Annotated in this window: 14 protein-coding genes; 5 read left to right on the top strand and 9 right to left on the bottom strand. The window is 63.4% G+C overall.

The window, feature by feature from the left end:
- Window positions 1-101: 101 nt before the first annotated feature.
- On the bottom strand, window positions 102-668 hold the full coding sequence (gene efp / locus ACVOLR_RS05975) for an elongation factor P (RefSeq protein ID WP_481515545.1): 567 nt from the start codon (window positions 666-668) through the stop codon (window positions 102-104).
- Between the two features lie 100 nt (window positions 669-768).
- Between efp and epmB the strand changes: the two genes are divergently transcribed.
- Window positions 769-1,797, top strand: coding sequence for an EF-P beta-lysylation protein EpmB (epmB, locus tag ACVOLR_RS05980; RefSeq protein WP_481535619.1), 1,029 nt, complete (start codon window positions 769-771; stop codon window positions 1,795-1,797).
- Between the two features lie 42 nt (window positions 1,798-1,839).
- Here the strand turns inward: epmB and ACVOLR_RS05985 are convergent, their stop codons facing one another.
- Genes ACVOLR_RS05985 through ACVOLR_RS05995 form a run of 3 tightly spaced genes read right to left on the bottom strand, consistent with a single transcriptional unit; the run spans window position 1,840 to window position 5,729 of the window.
- Complete coding sequence (locus ACVOLR_RS05985; RefSeq protein ID WP_481535620.1) at window positions 1,840-3,987, bottom strand: putative bifunctional diguanylate cyclase/phosphodiesterase; 2,148 nt, start codon at window positions 3,985-3,987, stop codon at window positions 1,840-1,842.
- Entirely contained in the window at window positions 3,984-4,901 is a 918-nt protein-coding gene (locus ACVOLR_RS05990) for a phosphate/phosphite/phosphonate ABC transporter substrate-binding protein (RefSeq protein WP_481535621.1), read from the bottom strand. The genes ACVOLR_RS05985 and ACVOLR_RS05990 overlap by 4 nt, the downstream gene beginning before the upstream one ends.
- Before the next feature lie 60 nt (window positions 4,902-4,961).
- Window positions 4,962-5,729 carry an RNA methyltransferase gene (locus ACVOLR_RS05995; protein ID WP_481535622.1) on the bottom strand — a complete coding sequence of 256 codons (768 nt, stop codon included), beginning with the start codon at window positions 5,727-5,729 and terminating at the stop codon, window positions 4,962-4,964.
- Window positions 5,730-5,848: 119 nt separating this feature from the next.
- Between ACVOLR_RS05995 and ACVOLR_RS06000 the strand changes: the two genes are divergently transcribed.
- Window positions 5,849-6,676, top strand: coding sequence for an inositol monophosphatase family protein (locus ACVOLR_RS06000; RefSeq protein ID WP_481515550.1), 828 nt, complete (start codon window positions 5,849-5,851; stop codon window positions 6,674-6,676).
- Window positions 6,677-6,878: 202 nt separating this feature from the next.
- Here ACVOLR_RS06000 and ACVOLR_RS06005 read toward each other — a convergent pair whose 3' ends face one another.
- Both ACVOLR_RS06005 and htpX read right to left on the bottom strand, forming a co-directional pair.
- On the bottom strand, window positions 6,879-7,739 hold the full coding sequence (locus ACVOLR_RS06005; RefSeq protein WP_481535623.1) for a hypothetical protein: 861 nt from the start codon (window positions 7,737-7,739) through the stop codon (window positions 6,879-6,881).
- A gap of 193 nt (window positions 7,740-7,932) precedes the next feature.
- Window positions 7,933-8,799 carry a protease HtpX gene (htpX, locus tag ACVOLR_RS06010; protein WP_481535624.1) on the bottom strand — a complete coding sequence of 289 codons (867 nt, stop codon included), beginning with the start codon at window positions 8,797-8,799 and terminating at the stop codon, window positions 7,933-7,935.
- 92 nt (window positions 8,800-8,891) lie between these two features.
- Here htpX and gluQRS point away from each other — a divergent pair, with 92 nt between their 5' ends.
- The 3 genes from gluQRS to phaR all read left to right on the top strand — a co-directional run bounded on the left by gluQRS (window position 8,892) and on the right by phaR (window position 11,267).
- Window positions 8,892-9,779 carry a tRNA glutamyl-Q(34) synthetase GluQRS gene (gene gluQRS / locus ACVOLR_RS06015; RefSeq protein WP_481535625.1) on the top strand — a complete coding sequence of 296 codons (888 nt, stop codon included), beginning with the start codon at window positions 8,892-8,894 and terminating at the stop codon, window positions 9,777-9,779.
- A gap of 56 nt (window positions 9,780-9,835) precedes the next feature.
- Window positions 9,836-10,576 carry an acetoacetyl-CoA reductase gene (gene phbB, locus ACVOLR_RS06020; RefSeq protein ID WP_481535626.1) on the top strand — a complete coding sequence of 247 codons (741 nt, stop codon included), beginning with the start codon at window positions 9,836-9,838 and terminating at the stop codon, window positions 10,574-10,576.
- A 160-nt stretch (window positions 10,577-10,736) separates the two neighbouring features.
- Window positions 10,737-11,267, top strand: a complete 531-nt coding sequence (phaR, locus tag ACVOLR_RS06025; RefSeq protein WP_481535627.1) for a polyhydroxyalkanoate synthesis repressor PhaR — start codon at window positions 10,737-10,739, stop codon at window positions 11,265-11,267.
- A 170-nt stretch (window positions 11,268-11,437) separates the two neighbouring features.
- Here the strand turns inward: phaR and ACVOLR_RS06030 are convergent, their stop codons facing one another.
- Genes ACVOLR_RS06030 through mutL form a run of 3 tightly spaced genes read right to left on the bottom strand, consistent with a single transcriptional unit; the run spans window position 11,438 to window position 15,176 of the window.
- Complete coding sequence (locus tag ACVOLR_RS06030; RefSeq protein ID WP_481535628.1) at window positions 11,438-12,373, bottom strand: TraB/GumN family protein; 936 nt, start codon at window positions 12,371-12,373, stop codon at window positions 11,438-11,440.
- Window positions 12,370-13,311, bottom strand: a complete 942-nt coding sequence (locus ACVOLR_RS06035) for a DUF1684 domain-containing protein (protein ID WP_481535629.1) — start codon at window positions 13,309-13,311, stop codon at window positions 12,370-12,372. Before ACVOLR_RS06035 ends, ACVOLR_RS06030 begins: the two co-directional genes overlap by 4 nt.
- Entirely contained in the window at window positions 13,311-15,176 is a 1,866-nt protein-coding gene (mutL, locus tag ACVOLR_RS06040; RefSeq protein WP_481535630.1) for a DNA mismatch repair endonuclease MutL, read from the bottom strand. The genes ACVOLR_RS06035 and mutL overlap by 1 nt, the downstream gene beginning before the upstream one ends.
- Window positions 15,177-15,457 lie beyond the last annotated feature (281 nt).

Below are 15,457 nucleotides of genomic sequence, written 5' to 3' on the forward strand. Positions count from 1 at the left end.
TGCCTGGCCCGGCAAATGCCGGATGCGAGCAGGCGCCGCATCCCCAGCACCAGCAACGCGTAGCTGCGGGGTGATAGGTGGCGGCGCCTGCATCGTATTGCTTACTTGACGCGAGCCGAGTACTCACCCGAACGCGTGTCAACACGGATGATTTCATCCTGGTTGACGAACAGCGGAACGCGGACCACAGCGCCGGATTCCAGGGTGGCCGGCTTGCCGCCGCCGCCCGAGGTGTCACCGCGCACGCCCGGATCCGTCTCGACGATCTTCAGCTCAACGAAGTTCGGCGGGGTCACGTCGATCGGCACGCCGTTCCACAGGGTCACCACGCAGGACTCTTCGCCCTTCAGCCACTTCTCGGCGCCGTTCATGCCAGCCTTGTCAGCCTGCACCTGCTCGAAGGATTCCGGGTCCATGAAGTGCCAGTACTCGCCGTCGCTGTACATGTAGTTCATGTCGGTATCGACCACGTCAGCTGCTTCCAGCGTGTCGGTCGACTTCATGGTGACTTCCTGGGTACGGCCGTCCTTGATCAGGCGGTACTTCACGCGGGTGAAGGACTGGCCCTTGCCCGGCTTGACGTACTCGGTGTCGATGATGACCGCCGGGGCGTTGTTGACCAGGATTTTCATCCCGTTCTTTACGTCGTTCATGCCGTAACTGGCCATGCTGAAACTCCTGAATTGGCAAAACCGCCGCGTGGTGCGGGCGGCCGGATTAGAATGGAACGCCCGCCATCTGGTGGGCCATCTGTTTTTCTGACCGCCAATGATAACCGCAGCCCCCGTCCTCACTCCAGAAAAAGCCATCCTGACCCTGCCCGACGACCGCTGGCAGGCGCACTGGCGCCAAGCCATCCGCGACCCGGCCGAGCTGCTGGCAGTACTGGGCTTGGATGCCGAAGCGGTGGGCGTTTCGGCCGATGCGCTGGCGCAGTTCGCGCTGCGGGTGCCGCGCGGTTTTGTGGCGCGCATGCGCCACGGCGACCCGGCCGACCCGCTGCTGCGGCAGGTACTGCCTATCACCGACGAGATGCAGGTCGTCCCCGGGTTCAGCTTCGATGCCGTTGGCGACGGCGCGGCCAAGAAAGCCACCGGGGTGATCCAGAAGTACCGTGGCCGCGCCCTGCTGGTGACCACTGGCAGCTGCGCGATCAACTGCCGTTACTGCTTCCGCCGCCACTTCGACTATGCCGGCGAGAACGCCGCCAAAGGCGGCTGGCAGGAGGCCGTGGCGGCGATCGCGGCCGACCCGGACATCGACGAAGTCATCCTGTCCGGTGGCGACCCGCTGTCGCTGAACACCTCCAAGCTGGCCGAGCTGACCGATGCCCTGGCCACCATCCCGCATATCAAACGCCTGCGCATTCACAGCCGTCTGCCGGTGGTTCTGCCCGAGCGCGTCGACAATAGTCTGGTGCAGTGGCTGAGCAGCCTGCCCTGGCCGGTGGCCTTCGTGCTGCATGCCAACCACGCCAATGAATTCGATGCCCAAGTGGATGCCGCTTTGGCCCGCATCCGCGCTACCGGCGCGCAACTGCTCAACCAGGCGGTGTTGCTACGCGGTGTCAATGACGGGCTGGATGCACTGGCAGCGTTGAGCGAGCGCAGCTTCGCCGCCGGGGTAATGCCGTATTACCTGTACCAGCTGGACAAGGTGCAGGGCGCGGCCCACTTTGAAGTCAGCGACGAGCAGGCGCTGGCCCTGCACGCCGGGCTGATGGCCCGGCTGTCCGGTTATCTGGTGCCAAAACTTGTACGCGAGATCGCCGGCGACACCAGCAAACGGCCGCTCTGAGCAGGAGCGGCTGCGCCAAGGCGGCCAAGCCAATCGGGCAGATCAGCGCACCGCCGCCATTGCGCCGCGCTCCAACAGGCTTACCAGGCCGGCCGCTTCCAGGGGCCGGCCCAGCCAGTAACCCTGGACCAGATCACAGCCGCGCTGGCTGAGCAGCTCGAACTGTGCCTCCTGCTCCACGCCCTCGGCCACCACGGTAATACCCAGCGCATGGGCCATGGCAATGATGGCCGTGGTCAGCGCCAGGTCGTCGGCATCGCGCTCCATGTCGGCGACAAAACTGCGGTCGATCTTGACCCCGTCGACCGGCACCTGGCGCAGATGACTGAGCCCGGAGAACCCGGTACCAAAATCGTCCAGCCACACCTTCACCCCGGCACGGTGCAGCTTCTCCAGCAAGGAGACAGCCAGCATCTCATCCCCGATCACCGCCGTCTCGGTCAGCTCCAGATGCAGGCGTGAAGCAGCCAGCCCGGAACCAAGCAGACTGCTTTCGACCTCCTGCAGCAGGTCACCGTTACGCAGTTGCTTCGGCGAGACGTTGACCGAAATGAACAGCTCTTCGCCTATCGAATTGCGCGGCCACTGCTGGGCCTGCTCACAGGCAGCGCGCAGCACTTTGGGGCCGATCATCTGGATCAGGCCACTCTGCTCGGCCACATCGATGAATACCGACGGTGGGATCGCACCCAGCGCCGGGTGATCCCAGCGCAGCAGCACTTCCACGCCACACAGCATGCGGTCACGGGTACGGAAGATGGGCTGGTAGACCAGACGCAGCTCGTTGCGCTCCCAGGCACCGCGCAACTCCTGCTCCAGATGCAGACGCCGCTCCACCGCATGATCCATGGCCAGGCTGTAGTAACGGAAGCAGTTCTTGCCGGCCAATTTGGCCTGGTACATCGCGATATCACCGTTCTTCAGCAACGCAGTGGCGTCCACTGCATCCTCGGGGAACAAGGTGATACCAATCGAGCTGCCAAGGAAAATTTCGCGCTGTTGCACCTGCAGCGGCTTGCCCAGATCGATCACCAGCCGCTCCGCCAGCAGTTTGGCGATCTCGGCAGCACTGCTTTGGCCCTGGCTGATCAGGATGACAAACTCGTCACCGCCAAACCGGGCCAGCAAGGCGTCATCGCCACCAATCTGCTCAACTGCATTGGAGATGTGTTGCGCAAACTGCAGCAAGGCGTCGTCACCGGCCTCGTGCCCCAGCGTGTCGTTGACCCGCTTGAACTCGTCGATATCAATGAACAACAGCGCCAAACCCCGCCCGGCCGCCTGCGCACGCAGCAAGCGATGGTCAAGGGCTTCGCGGAAAGCGAGCCGGTTGGTCAAGCCAGTTAGAGCATCGGTATAGGCCATCTGGCGGACGTCGCGGTCGTGCCGGGCGATACTCTGACTCATGCGATCGAAGGTGCGCAGCAAATCACCGACCTCGTCGCCGCGCCGGGTCGCCTGCGCCTCGATCAGGTAATCGCCGCGCTCGATACGCTGCGCCGCCACACCCAGCCAGCGGATCGGCCGCACCAGCGTGTACTGCACGTAGAACGCCATCACGCAGACAAAACCGAGCAACAGCAACATCAAACCCAAGGCCCAGACCAACTCCCGTCGCTGGGTCTCCTGCATGCGCTGCTCCAGCGCCTGCATGGACTTGGCCTCCTGAGCGCGAACCGGTGCCAGATTCATACCTACGCGCAGGCCGCCCAGCGGCTGACCACCAATCGCCAGCGGCACATCCACTTCAAGTATCGACGGCGACTCCTGCACCAGCGGCTTGAGCGACCGCACCGCCGCCTCGGCGAGCGGATCATTCATCGGTTGGCCATAACCGGCCACGTCGAAAGAGCCGTCGTGAATCAGCCGCCCCTCCGGGTCATAAACCAGCACATAGCTGACCGATTTCTGCCGTGCGGTATTGCGCACCGCCGTACCGATAGCCGCCAGATCGGAGTAGTACAGCGGATTTATCAGCGTATCGGCCAAAGCATTGGCCAAGGCGGTGCCGCGCTCACGTACGCCTTGGTCGAACACCTGGCTGAGCACTTCGCCACTGTTGCGCAAGGCTTCGCGCTGGGCGGCAGCCTGACGCACCAGCATCAGCCCGACGATGGCCACCACCACCAGCACCACCACGGCACTGGCGGCCAGGAAACGGGCCTGCAATCCAAACCGTGGCTTGTTCATTCCACCTCCATTCGGACGCGGACCAAACCACGGCGCAAACGCTCAAGCGCGCGCAGGTTTTCCGGATCTACGGGGTGAAAGCCTGTAGTGCCAAAAAACTTGGCCAGCGCCGGCCCGGCCACAGGGTCGCTGCTAGCTTCCAGCAACACCTGCTGCAGGCGGTCACGCACCGCCGGATCCAGGTCGGCGCGCACCATTTCCACCGCACGCGGGATTGGCTCGCTGCGGTACAGCACCCGCATGTCCTGGCGGAAGGCTGGCGGCATGGCCTGGTTGTCACTCCAATCGATGCTGCTGATCACCCCGGCATCCACCACGCGCTTGTGCACATAGGTGGAGATGTTCAATTCCGAGCGCACAAACACGTAGCCCACCGAGTCCTCGACCGGTGTATCGCGCGGGTCGAGCAGGATCTCAGGCTGTACGTTGTGATCTAGCAGCTCCATGGCTGGCACAAGGTAGGCACTGGTGGATGCCGCACTCTGCATCGCCAGGGTGCGCCCGCGCAAACCCTCCAACGTGGTGATTGGGCTGTCACGGCGCACGAAAAACACGCTGTGATACGCGCCCACGCCATTGCGCTCGGTCAGCAGCAGGGGCTTGGCGCCCGCCCGCTGACCCAGCGCCATCGCCGTGCCGGAGGTCTCGGTGACCCAATCCACCCGGCCACGCCGCAGATAGCTACCCATCTGCTGCGGGTCCTTGGCCATCAGGATGCGCCCTTCGACGATCCCGACGTCGCGCATGCGCGGCACCACATAATCCAGCAGTGGCTTGAGTTGGTCGTAATGCGACTTCGGATCATCACTGATCCGCCCCAAGACCAATACCGAACGATCAACCGCCCCCACCGCTACGGGCTGCAGTGCAGCCAGTGTCAGTGCGGCTCCCCAAAGCCATCGCAAGACACCCAAAACGACACCCCCTAATCCATCCCCACAGAGTACCGCTTTTAGCAAAGCGTGATGCTGGCCTCAGCCTTTACCCTCCGAGGCCAGGCGGGCCATACGCTGGGCATCGGACAGGATGCCGCGCATCAGCCGAACCTCCTGCTCGGACAGCTCAGCCTTCATGAACAGACGACGCAGCTTGCGCATGGCCGATTCCGGGGCGCGGCCCTTGTGGAAGTCGATCTGATCCAGGGTCTCACCCAACTGGCCGAACATCCCCTCCAACTGGGCATGACTGGCCGGTGCTTCATCCTGACCAGCCTCAACCGATACCGGCGCTGCCGCGCCGGGCTGCGATTCCAGCGCCGCCATCCGCACCTCGTAGGCAAGAACCTGCACCGCGGCAGCCAGATTCAGCGAGCTGAATTCAGGGTCGGACGGGATATGCACGGCGGCGTGGCAGAGCTGCAGCTCTTCATTAGTCAGGCCGGTGCGCTCGCGCCCGAACACAAAGGCCACTTCGGCTGGCTCGCCGGCCTTGGCCACGGCGCGCTGGCCGGCAGCTTCCGGCAGCAGTTCTTCCAGCTGCACCCGCCGCGAACGCGCGGTACAGCCCAGCACCAGGCGGCAATCGGCCACGGCTTCGGCCAGGGTGGCGAACACCGGGGCGTCGCCGAGCACGTCTTCGGCACCGGCCGAGCGCCGGAAGGCGTCCTCGTCCAAGGGCTTCTCCGGGGCCACCAGGACCAGCCGCGCCAGCCCCATGGTCTTCATCGCACGGGCCGCCGCGCCGATGTTGCCGGGGTGCTGTGTGCCAACAAGAACGAATCGAATATGAGCGGAAACAGACATGGCGTTAAAAAATCAGGAGCGAGACAGCTGTAGATGGTAAACTGCGCGGCCGGCCTTTGCGCCGGGCCTGCTCTTTTCCCCCGCCAATCCGATCTCTGCCCTCACGGGAGCCTTTAGCCATGCAGAAACCCGCCGTAACCGTCATGGTCAAGGCCGCTCGCCTCGCCGGCAACGTCCTGCTCCGCAACATCAACAAGCTTGAAGCCCTCAACGTGGTACAGAAGGGTCGGATGGATTACGCCAGCGAAGTCGATGCCGACGCTGAGAAAGTAATCGTCAAGGAGCTCAAGCGCGCCTATCCGGAATACGGCATCTATGCCGAAGAAGGTGGCCTGCAGGGCGTCAACCGCATGATGTGGGTGATCGACCCGCTGGATGGCACCAGCAACTACCTGCGCGGCTTCCCGCACTACTGCGTCTCCATCGCCCTGGTTGAAAACGGCGAGCCGATCGATGCGGTGATCTTCGACCCGCTGCGCAACGAACTGTTTACCGCCTCCAAGGGCAACGGCGCCGTGCTCAACGACCGCCGCCTGCGCGTGTCTGATCGCAAGGACCTGGAAGGCACGATGATCCACACCGGCTTCGCTCCGCGCGAACGCAGCCGTGCCAGCAGCCAGCTCAAGACCGTCGACACCCTGCTGGTGCAGGCTGAAGACGTACGCCGCACCGGCTCTGCCGCGCTGGACCTGGCCTACGTGGCCTGCGGCCGCGCCGACGCCTACTTCGAAGCCGGCGTGAAGGCATGGGACATCGCTGCCGGCGTGCTGCTGGTTCGCGAAGCCGGCGGCAAGGTCTGCAACTACCGCGGCGCCCCGCTGGACCGCATGGATTCGCGCGGCCCGGAGACCCAGCAGGTGGTGGCTGGCAACATCAAGGTGTGCGAAGCCCTGCAGAAGGTCCTCGTCAACACCGGCTACGCCGCCGAGTTCGATCCGAAGTTCTGATCCTGCTGGCATAAGCGGTAAGCCACCTCGAAACCGATGCCGGACACCTGGCATCGGTTTTTTTGTGGACACAGCTTTGGGCACCGTTTTTTTGTGGGAGCGGCGTAAGCCGCGAAGCAAGAAATCAATCAGATGGCACAAGCTGCCACCGATCCAATGCTGCCAGCTTCGCGGCTTACGCCGCTCCTACAAGGACGGCCTGTCAGCCAGCGCCCGCCGCGGACATGACCTCAGTTCCCGCGACCGCCTGCCGGCCCCAGCCATAACGACCTGCCAACCAGATCTCCAGCAGCACCAGCGCCATCACGATCAGCAGCGGCAGCAGCAAGCCGAAGTAGATGCCAGGCATCATCGAGCTGATCTGCGCCTTCAATAGACGGATCACCCCCTTGGTATGCAGCAGCTCGCTCATGCGCATGCCCAGCGCCTCGCGGAATACGGCTTTATCAAGTCCACTGCGGCCACCCACCTCCTTCACCAGGCTGTCCTCCACCCATCGCAGCATCACTTCACTGCGCAGGTGCTCGATGCCCTTGCGCGCCAAGCGCTGCGGCAAGCCTTCACCACTTAGCATGCTGATATCGGCAAGCCTGTGCTCACCCAGGTAGGACTCCTCCGCCATGCGTGCAGCATCGTGCGCGGAAACATCATCGCGCAGCATTGCCTCCAACTCCGGCGTATCCAGCGACCGTTCGAACTCGACCAACCAATGCTCGGTCGCAACCTGCAGATGCGGCTGGAAGTGATCGATCTGCTTGTACAGCGCACGCTGCCCACCGGCAACCAGCCCAACCTGTAATCCAATGAAGGCAAACAGCAGCGGCAGCACCACCACATAACTGGCGATCAACCAATGATGCCAACGCCGGTGCCGGGCAAGGCCGCCCCTGCGCGCAAGAGCGATCCACACTGCTACACCCAGGGCCAACCCCAGCACCGCTCCGAGCAACGAGCCGCCGATCAAGTCCAGCACGCTCAGCCCATTCCAGAACTCCATTGCCCAATATTGCGCGTCCTGCACCATATGCTCCTCATTCGCCTGTTGTGCCTGGAGGGTAGACACAAACCCATGCACCGAGGATACAAGCGTCTTATTTCTACGAATGGAAAAACACAGAACTGTTAGCTCATGCACAACCAGCAACAAAGGCACAGCTGTAGCCAGGTGGCAAAACAGACAACGCCCCTTGCGGGGCGTTGTGTTCAATCAATTGCGGTTTGCGCCGGTTTCAGCGCCGACCGTAAGCAAGCCCGACTCAGGCCACCGTCGAGGAACGCAGCGCGGCGATGCGCTCGTCCAGCGGCGGATGGCTCAGGAACAGCTTCTTGGCCGCCGAACCGGCGATGCCAAAAGCAGCAATCTGGGTCGGCAAGGTGCTCTGGCCGTGGTTGAGCTTCAGACGCTCAAGCGCAGCGATCATCTTCTGCCGGCCAGCCAGCGAGGCACCACCCTGGTCGGCGCGGAACTCACGATGACGCGAGAACCACATCGCGATCATGGTCGCGAACAGGCCGAATACCATCTCCAGCACAAACACGATGATGTAGTACGCAAAGCCACGGCCGCCGCCTTCGCGATTGCCCGACAGCGCACTGTCGATCACGCCACCAACCACGCGTGCGAGCACGATCACGAATGTATTCAAGACGCCCTGCAGCAGCGCCATGGTGATCATGTCGCCATTGGCAACGTGGGCGATTTCATGGCCAAGCACTGCTTCGGCTTCGTCCTCGCTCATGTTGTGCAGCAGACCGGTGGATACCGCCACCAGTGCATTGTTGCGATTGGCGCCGGTAGCAAAGGCGTTGATCTCAGGTGCGTCGTACACCGCCACTTCCGGCATGCCAATGCCGGCCGCCTTGGCCTGGCGGGCCACGGTGTCCAGCAGCCAGCGTTCGGTCTGGTTGCGTGGTTCGGTGATGACGACGGCGCCGGTGCCGCGCTTGGCCATGAACTTGGACAGCAGCAGCGAGATGATCGAGCCACCGAAGCCAAAGATGGCCGCCATGACCAGCAAGCCGCTCATCTGCGAGGAGTTCACGCCCAATATGGACATGACGACGCTGGCCAGGATCAGCACAGCAACGTTGGTCAGAAGAAACAGCCCGATACGGGTAAACATGGGAAACAGATCCATAAGGATTGGAGATACAGCCAATTTGCGGCGCAGACAGCTTGAATTCAAGCATTAATCTGACCGACGATTCAGTTTCGATGCCAGCTATTCCTTACCGCGGCCGCTTTGCGCCCTCCCCGACCGGCCCCTTGCACCTGGGCTCCATGCTGGCCGCCTTTGGCAGCTGGTTGCTGGCCCGCCATGCCGGCGGCCAATGGCTGGTGCGCGTGGAAGACGTCGACCCCCCTCGCGAAGTACCCGGCGCGGTCGATTCACAGCTGGCCACGCTCAGCGCGTTCGGACTGACGTCGGACTTGCCGGTGCAATACCAGAGCCAGCGCAACGCCCTGTATCAAGCGGCCATCAACCAGTTGCTGGACCAGGGCAAGGCGTTTGCCTGCCACTGCAGCCGCGCCGACCTGGCCAGCCAGCACGGCATCCACCGTCGCTGCGTCGCCAGCCAGCGGCGCCCGCAGCCGGCCATCCGCCTGCGGGTGGCCGACGGCAGCCACGTCAGTTTCAACGACGCCCTGCAAGGCCAGCAGGAGCAAGACGTAGACCGGGAGGTCGGCGACGTGGTGCTGCTGCGCGCCGATGGCTACTGGGCCTATCAACTGGCGGTGGTGGTGGACGACGCCGAGCAGGGCATCAGCCATGTGGTGCGCGGCGCCGACCTGATCGACTCCACCGCCCGGCAGATTCTGCTGCAGCAGGCGCTTACCCTACCCAGCCCGCACTACCTGCATCTGCCTTTGTTATTGGACAGCGCCGGCCAGAAGTTGTCCAAGTCGCAGGCCGCCATCCCCGTGGACAGCGCCCAGCCGGTACCGGTGCTGCGCTGGCTATGGTCCGCCTTGGGCCAACAGCCGGCCGCATTGGATGCTGCAACCAGCGTTGCCGACGCGCTGCAGCATGCTGCAGCGGCCTTTGAGCCAGCTCGCCTGCAAAAAACCTCGCTTCGAGCCCCGTTACAGCCCCCGGGCTGAGCGCAGTTTCATTAGAATCGTGGGCTCCCCTGCACATCTGCCCTGGAGTTGAGCCCATGACATCGCGCGTCGCACTGGTCACCGGTGGTACCGGCGGCATTGGTACCGCCATCTGCCAACGCCTCGCCGATCAAGGGCACCGCGTCGCTACCAACTTCCGCAACGCCGAAAAGGCGCAGCAGTGGCAGCAGACCATGCGCAGCAAGGGCTATGACATCGCACTGTTCGAAGGCGACGTGGCGCACCCGGACAGTGGCCGCGCCCTGATCCAGGCGGTCGAGACCGGACTTGGCCCGGTAGAGATCCTGGTCAACAACGCCGGTATCACCCGCGACACCACCTTCCACCGGATGAGCCCGGAACAGTGGCATGAGGTAATCAATACCAACCTCAACTCGGTGTTCAACGTGACCCGCCCGGTGATCGAAGGCATGCGCAAGCGCGGCTGGGGCCGGGTGATCCAGATCAGCTCGATCAATGGTTTGAAGGGCCAGTACGGCCAGGCCAACTACGCCGCCGCCAAGGCAGGCATGCATGGCTTCACCATCTCCCTGGCGCGCGAGAACGCCGGCTTCGGCATTACCGTCAACACCATCTCGCCGGGCTATGTGGCCACCGACATGGTGATGGCTGTACCCGAGGAAGTGCGGGCAAAGATCATTGCCGACATCCCCACCGGGCGCCTGGGCAAGCCGCAGGAGATCGCTTACGCAGTCGCCTTCCTGGTTGCCGAGGAGGCCAGCTGGATCACCGGCTCCAATCTGGACATCAACGGCGGCCACCATATGGGCTGGTGACAGCCCTCTGCTGACAGCCTGCGCCATGTTGCACAACATGGCGATTCATGTTGCGCAACAAACCTAGCCTTCTCCGACGCTTGCAACCTGTACTTTTGGCGGTTGCAAGCCCTGCTGCACTGCGCCATGCTGCGCACCTACCGTGACGAGTGACTGCTTAATGGCTGCGACCCGCATCATCAAGAAGTATCCGAATCGCCGGCTCTACGACACCGAGATTTCCAGCTACATCACCATCGAAGACGTACGTCAGCTGATTCTCGACGGCGAGGACTTCGAGGTCCGCGACGCCAAGAGTGGCGACGACCTGACCCGTTCGGTGCTGCTGCAGATCATCGCGGACAAGGAGCAGGACGGCGAGCCGATGCTGTCCACCCAGCTGTTGAGCCAGCTGATCCGTTTCTACGGTGACTCGTTGCAGGGCTTCATGGGCAATTACCTGGAGCGCAGCATGCAGGTGTTCCTGGACCAGCAGCAGCAGTTCCGCCAGCAGATGGGCAACCTGCTCGGTCAGACGCCGTGGGCGATGATGAACCAGCTCACCGAGCGCAACCTGGAGCTGTGGCAGGAATTCCAGCGCAACATGGGTACCGGCTTTGGCGGCCCGCGCCCGCCGGCAGGCACCAGTAGCAAGCCGACCGATCCGCCGCCGACCGGCAGCACCGGTGGCAAGACCCGCAGCAGCCGCTGAGGGCAACGAAAAGGCCGACGCAAGCGTCGGCCTTTTGTTTTGTGTCGCAGAGATGTTTCTGACATTTGTGCTGTTTGTGGGAGCGGCGTAAGCCGCGAAGCTGCCGCGGCATCAGACCTCAGTGGGTTCGCGGCTTACGCCGCTCCCACAAAATCACAGAAGATTGAAACTCAGCGCTTGCAGGCGCTGCAGATCCGCTCGACCTTGTAGCCTTGCGCGCGCAGCTTCTCGACCACGCCATCGCTGCCCAACAAATGCAACGCGCCCACCACCACCAAGGTATTGCCGCGCCCGGGTTGCAGCCACTGCTGCAGGCTGGGCAGCCAGGCATTGTTGCGGTCCACATTGATCCGCTGATACAGCCCCGGGTACTCGCGCTTCATCTGCGCGGCCATGTCCCGCCATAACATCACGTCATCGCCCCGGCGCCAGGCATCGTGCAGCTGGCGGCTTTGCTCATCGCCCTTGTCGACCTGCTCCAAGGCTTCGCGCAGCAACTGACGCTGCTCGTCGATGCTCATGCTGTCGAGCATGGTGATCTGCGAGGCAGCGCTTTCAAGCCCGGATGCCGGCTTGTTGGCCTGCGCGGCGCGATCCATCAGGTGCCGATCCAGCCCGGACTTCGGATCCAGGCCCTGCTGGGTCATCTGCGCGATGCTGATGGTCAAGCCAACGAACCAGGGCTTGAGCCCGGCCAGCCGATCGACTGGCATGTTGTTGGCCGTAGCCCATCGTTCAAGCCGCTGCCAGGTGGCCGCGTCAAGATCATCCTTGAGCTGGCGACCATCACGACGCATCGCCGCCTGCATCATCTGCGTGGCCAGCTGTGGCGAGTTCATCTCCTCCGGTGACAGCTCGAACAACAAACGCTGTGCACCGGTGAATGCGCGATCCACGTCGCTGGACAACGGATAGTCATCCGCCTTGAGCAGATGGAACGAGCCCAGCAGGTACAGTTCACTGCCCTGCGCGCCACTGACCTTCCACAGCAGCGGCACCGGCGGCTGCTTGGCCGCAGATTTGGGCGCTGCTGCACTTGCCAGCAACGGGCTCGCGACCAGCAAGCTGGTTGCCAACAACAGTCCTATGCGCTTGAACCAACTCATGCCGACGGCTCCTGCTTGGGTTTGGCATAGGCCTTCTCACCCGCCGTAATCTCCATGTCCAGACGGTTCTCCGGTGGCGGCAATGGACAGGTGGCAAACGGAGTGAATGCACACGGCGGGTTATAGGCGCGATTGAAATCTATCACCACCTGACTTTTCGCATCCGGCACGTCCACATCGATGTAACGCCCAGCCGCGTAACTGCCACGGCCACTGGTGCGATCAGCGACGATCACCTGCAACGGACGGCCAACATCACCCAATGCCTCCAGTCGCCAGGTGCGTCCATTGCGCTCGAACTCGATGGCGCCGGCATTGGCCAGCTCCGTGGTCAGCCCAGTGATATCGACGATCGGCATGGTTTTATTGACGTCGTGCGGCACGAAACGCGCGGTGATACGCCAGCTTGGATCCGCTGGCCAGTAATCCAGATGAGTGAAACCCACCCGTGCCGGAGCATCGGCATGCTTCACCCGCAAGCCGAAACGCGGTCCACGCTCGATCAGGCTCAAGGTGCCTTTATCATCGTCGAAATGAATCAGCGTCGGTGTTTCGGCACGGTCGCTGTGCAGTGGAATACGCCCCTTCACCACCTGCCCATCAACCTTGACCGAGATACCAGGCTCAGGCGCAAAGAACCATGCGTCGCCTACCCGCGTGACCATCCCCATACGCGGTGGCCCTGCCGCCAAACGGATGCCGCTGGTACTGCCGCTGCCGATGTAATGCGCTCTCAGATCCAGCCAATGCAGGCCGACCAAGCTGGTCCAGCCATCCGGGGCCAGCAATTCGGTCAGCCGTTGCTCGCGCCATAGCTCATTGTCATGCGCAAATGCTGGATCGACCTTTGCCGCCGGCGTTGCGTTCTTCGCATCATCACCGCAGCCACCGAGCAGCATCGCGGCGACCAAAGCCACGCTCCCCAATACGTGTTTCATCAACGCCCCCGCAGGAACCAACGATCAATTTCAGCCAAGGAAAAGCGCGCCCAGGTCGGACGGCCGTGATTGCATTGCCCGGAGCGCTCGGTGATTTCCATGTCGCGCAGCAAGGCATTCATTTCAGGAATGGTCAGTCGCCGGTTGGCGCGCACCGCGCCGTGACAGGCCATGGTCGACAGCAGTTCGTCACGTGCAGTGGCGATGCGTCGGCTCTGGCCGTGCTCGCGCAGATCACCGAGCACGTCACGCAGCAGCCCTTCCGGCTCTGCGTTGGCCAGCAGCGCAGGAATGCTGCGCACATGCAGCGAACCGGGACCGGAACGGGTGACTTCGAAACCCAGCGCAGCCAAGGTGGCAGCCTCACGCTCTGCGGTGTCAGCATCACGTTCGCCCACCGCCAGGGTCATCGGCACCAGCAGCGGCTGCGCGTGCAGGCCGATGCCGTCATGCGCATTCTTCAGGCGTTCGTAGCCGATGCGTTCGTGGGCGGCATGCATGTCCACCACGATCAGGCCCTCGGCGTTTTCGGCCAGGATATAGATGCCATGCAGCTGCGCGATGGCATAACCCAGCGGCGGCACGCCGGCATCATTGGACGTTGGCGGCAATGACGGACCGCTATCGGCCTGCCGCGACACCTCAGCGCCACCCTCGACCGGTGAATACAGCGCGGCATACGCCGATGGCGCGTCAGCGACCTGCAGGCCCAGCGGCGATTGCCGCGCCTGCCAATTGCCATTGCTACCACCGCCGCTCGCACTACCACCTGGACGCGACAGCAGATAGCCGCCTGCGCCTGCGTAGCTTGGTGCGGCCTGCGCCTGCGGATCGGCCGGATGCGCCTGCCCTGCAGACGGCTCCATACCGGCGCGGGTTTCAGCCAGCGCGTCCTTGAGTGTGCGATAGACAAAATCGTGGATCAGGCGCGAATCGCGGAAGCGCACCTCGTGCTTGGCCGGATGCACGTTGACGTCGACCCGGGTCGGGTCCAGTTCCAGGAACAATACGTAGGCCGGCTGCCGACCGTGGTACAGCACATCGCCGTAGGCCATCTTCACCGCATGGCTGACGCTGCGATCACGCACCGAGCGGCCGTTGACGTAGAGGTACTGCTGGTCCGAACTGGCCCGCGAGTACTGCGGCTGCGCAATCCAGCCGTGCAGACGCAGGCCGGCCGCGCTGTGATCCACGCGCAGTGCCTGACGTGCAAAGTCTTCGCCCAGGGTTTCGCCCAGACGTGCATCCGAATACAGATCACCAGGCTTGTAGCGGCGCGACGGTTTTCCGTTGTGCGAAACGCGCAGCTCCACATCCGGGCGCGCCAGCGCCAGCGAGCGCAGCCATTCCTCGATATGTCCGAGTTCGGTGCGCTCGGCACGCAGGAACTTGCGTCGTGCCGGCACGTTGTAGAACAGCTCGCGAACTTCAACGGTGGTACCGGGCGCGTGCGCGCGTGGGGTGACGTCGCCGAGCTTGCCGCCTTCGATCTGCAGCGCTGAGCCGTGCTCGTCATCGGCACGGCGCGAGGCCAGCGTGAAGCGGCTGACCGAGGCAATCGACGGCAGCGCTTCACCACGGAAGCCCAGTGTGGCCACCGACTCAAGATCATCCAGGCTGGCAATCTTGCTGGTGGCGTGACGCGACACCGCCAGCGGCAGCTGCTCGGCCGCGATACCACCACCGTTGTCACGGATGCGGATCAGGCGCACACCGCCTTCTTCCAGATCGATATCGACACGCGTGGCGCCGGCATCGAGCGCGTTCTCGACCAGCTCCTTGACCACCGAAGCGGGACGTTCAACCACTTCGCCGGCGGCGATCTGGTTGATCAGGATTTCCGGCAACGGACGGATCGCATTCATGCCGCACCGCCAGAGCATTGCGGGGCCTTGGCGGGGCACGGAAACGAGGATTGGAGGAGGATCAGGCTGACTTCATGCATGCCGACGATGATAGCCGAGCATGGCCTCAACACCGAGAGCAGCCGATACAGCCAGGGGACTTTCTCTTGTGGAAGCGGGGGGGGACGCGGCCCCCAAGCTGCCCGGACCCGGCCGCGCGTGCCGGGCGTAGCCCCGCGCCCCACAACAACAAAAAAACACCCCCCGCAGGAGCACGCGGAAGGAGCAGGGCGACAGGCAGC

It is taken from the genome of Stenotrophomonas sp. STEN030, assembly GCF_056759995.1.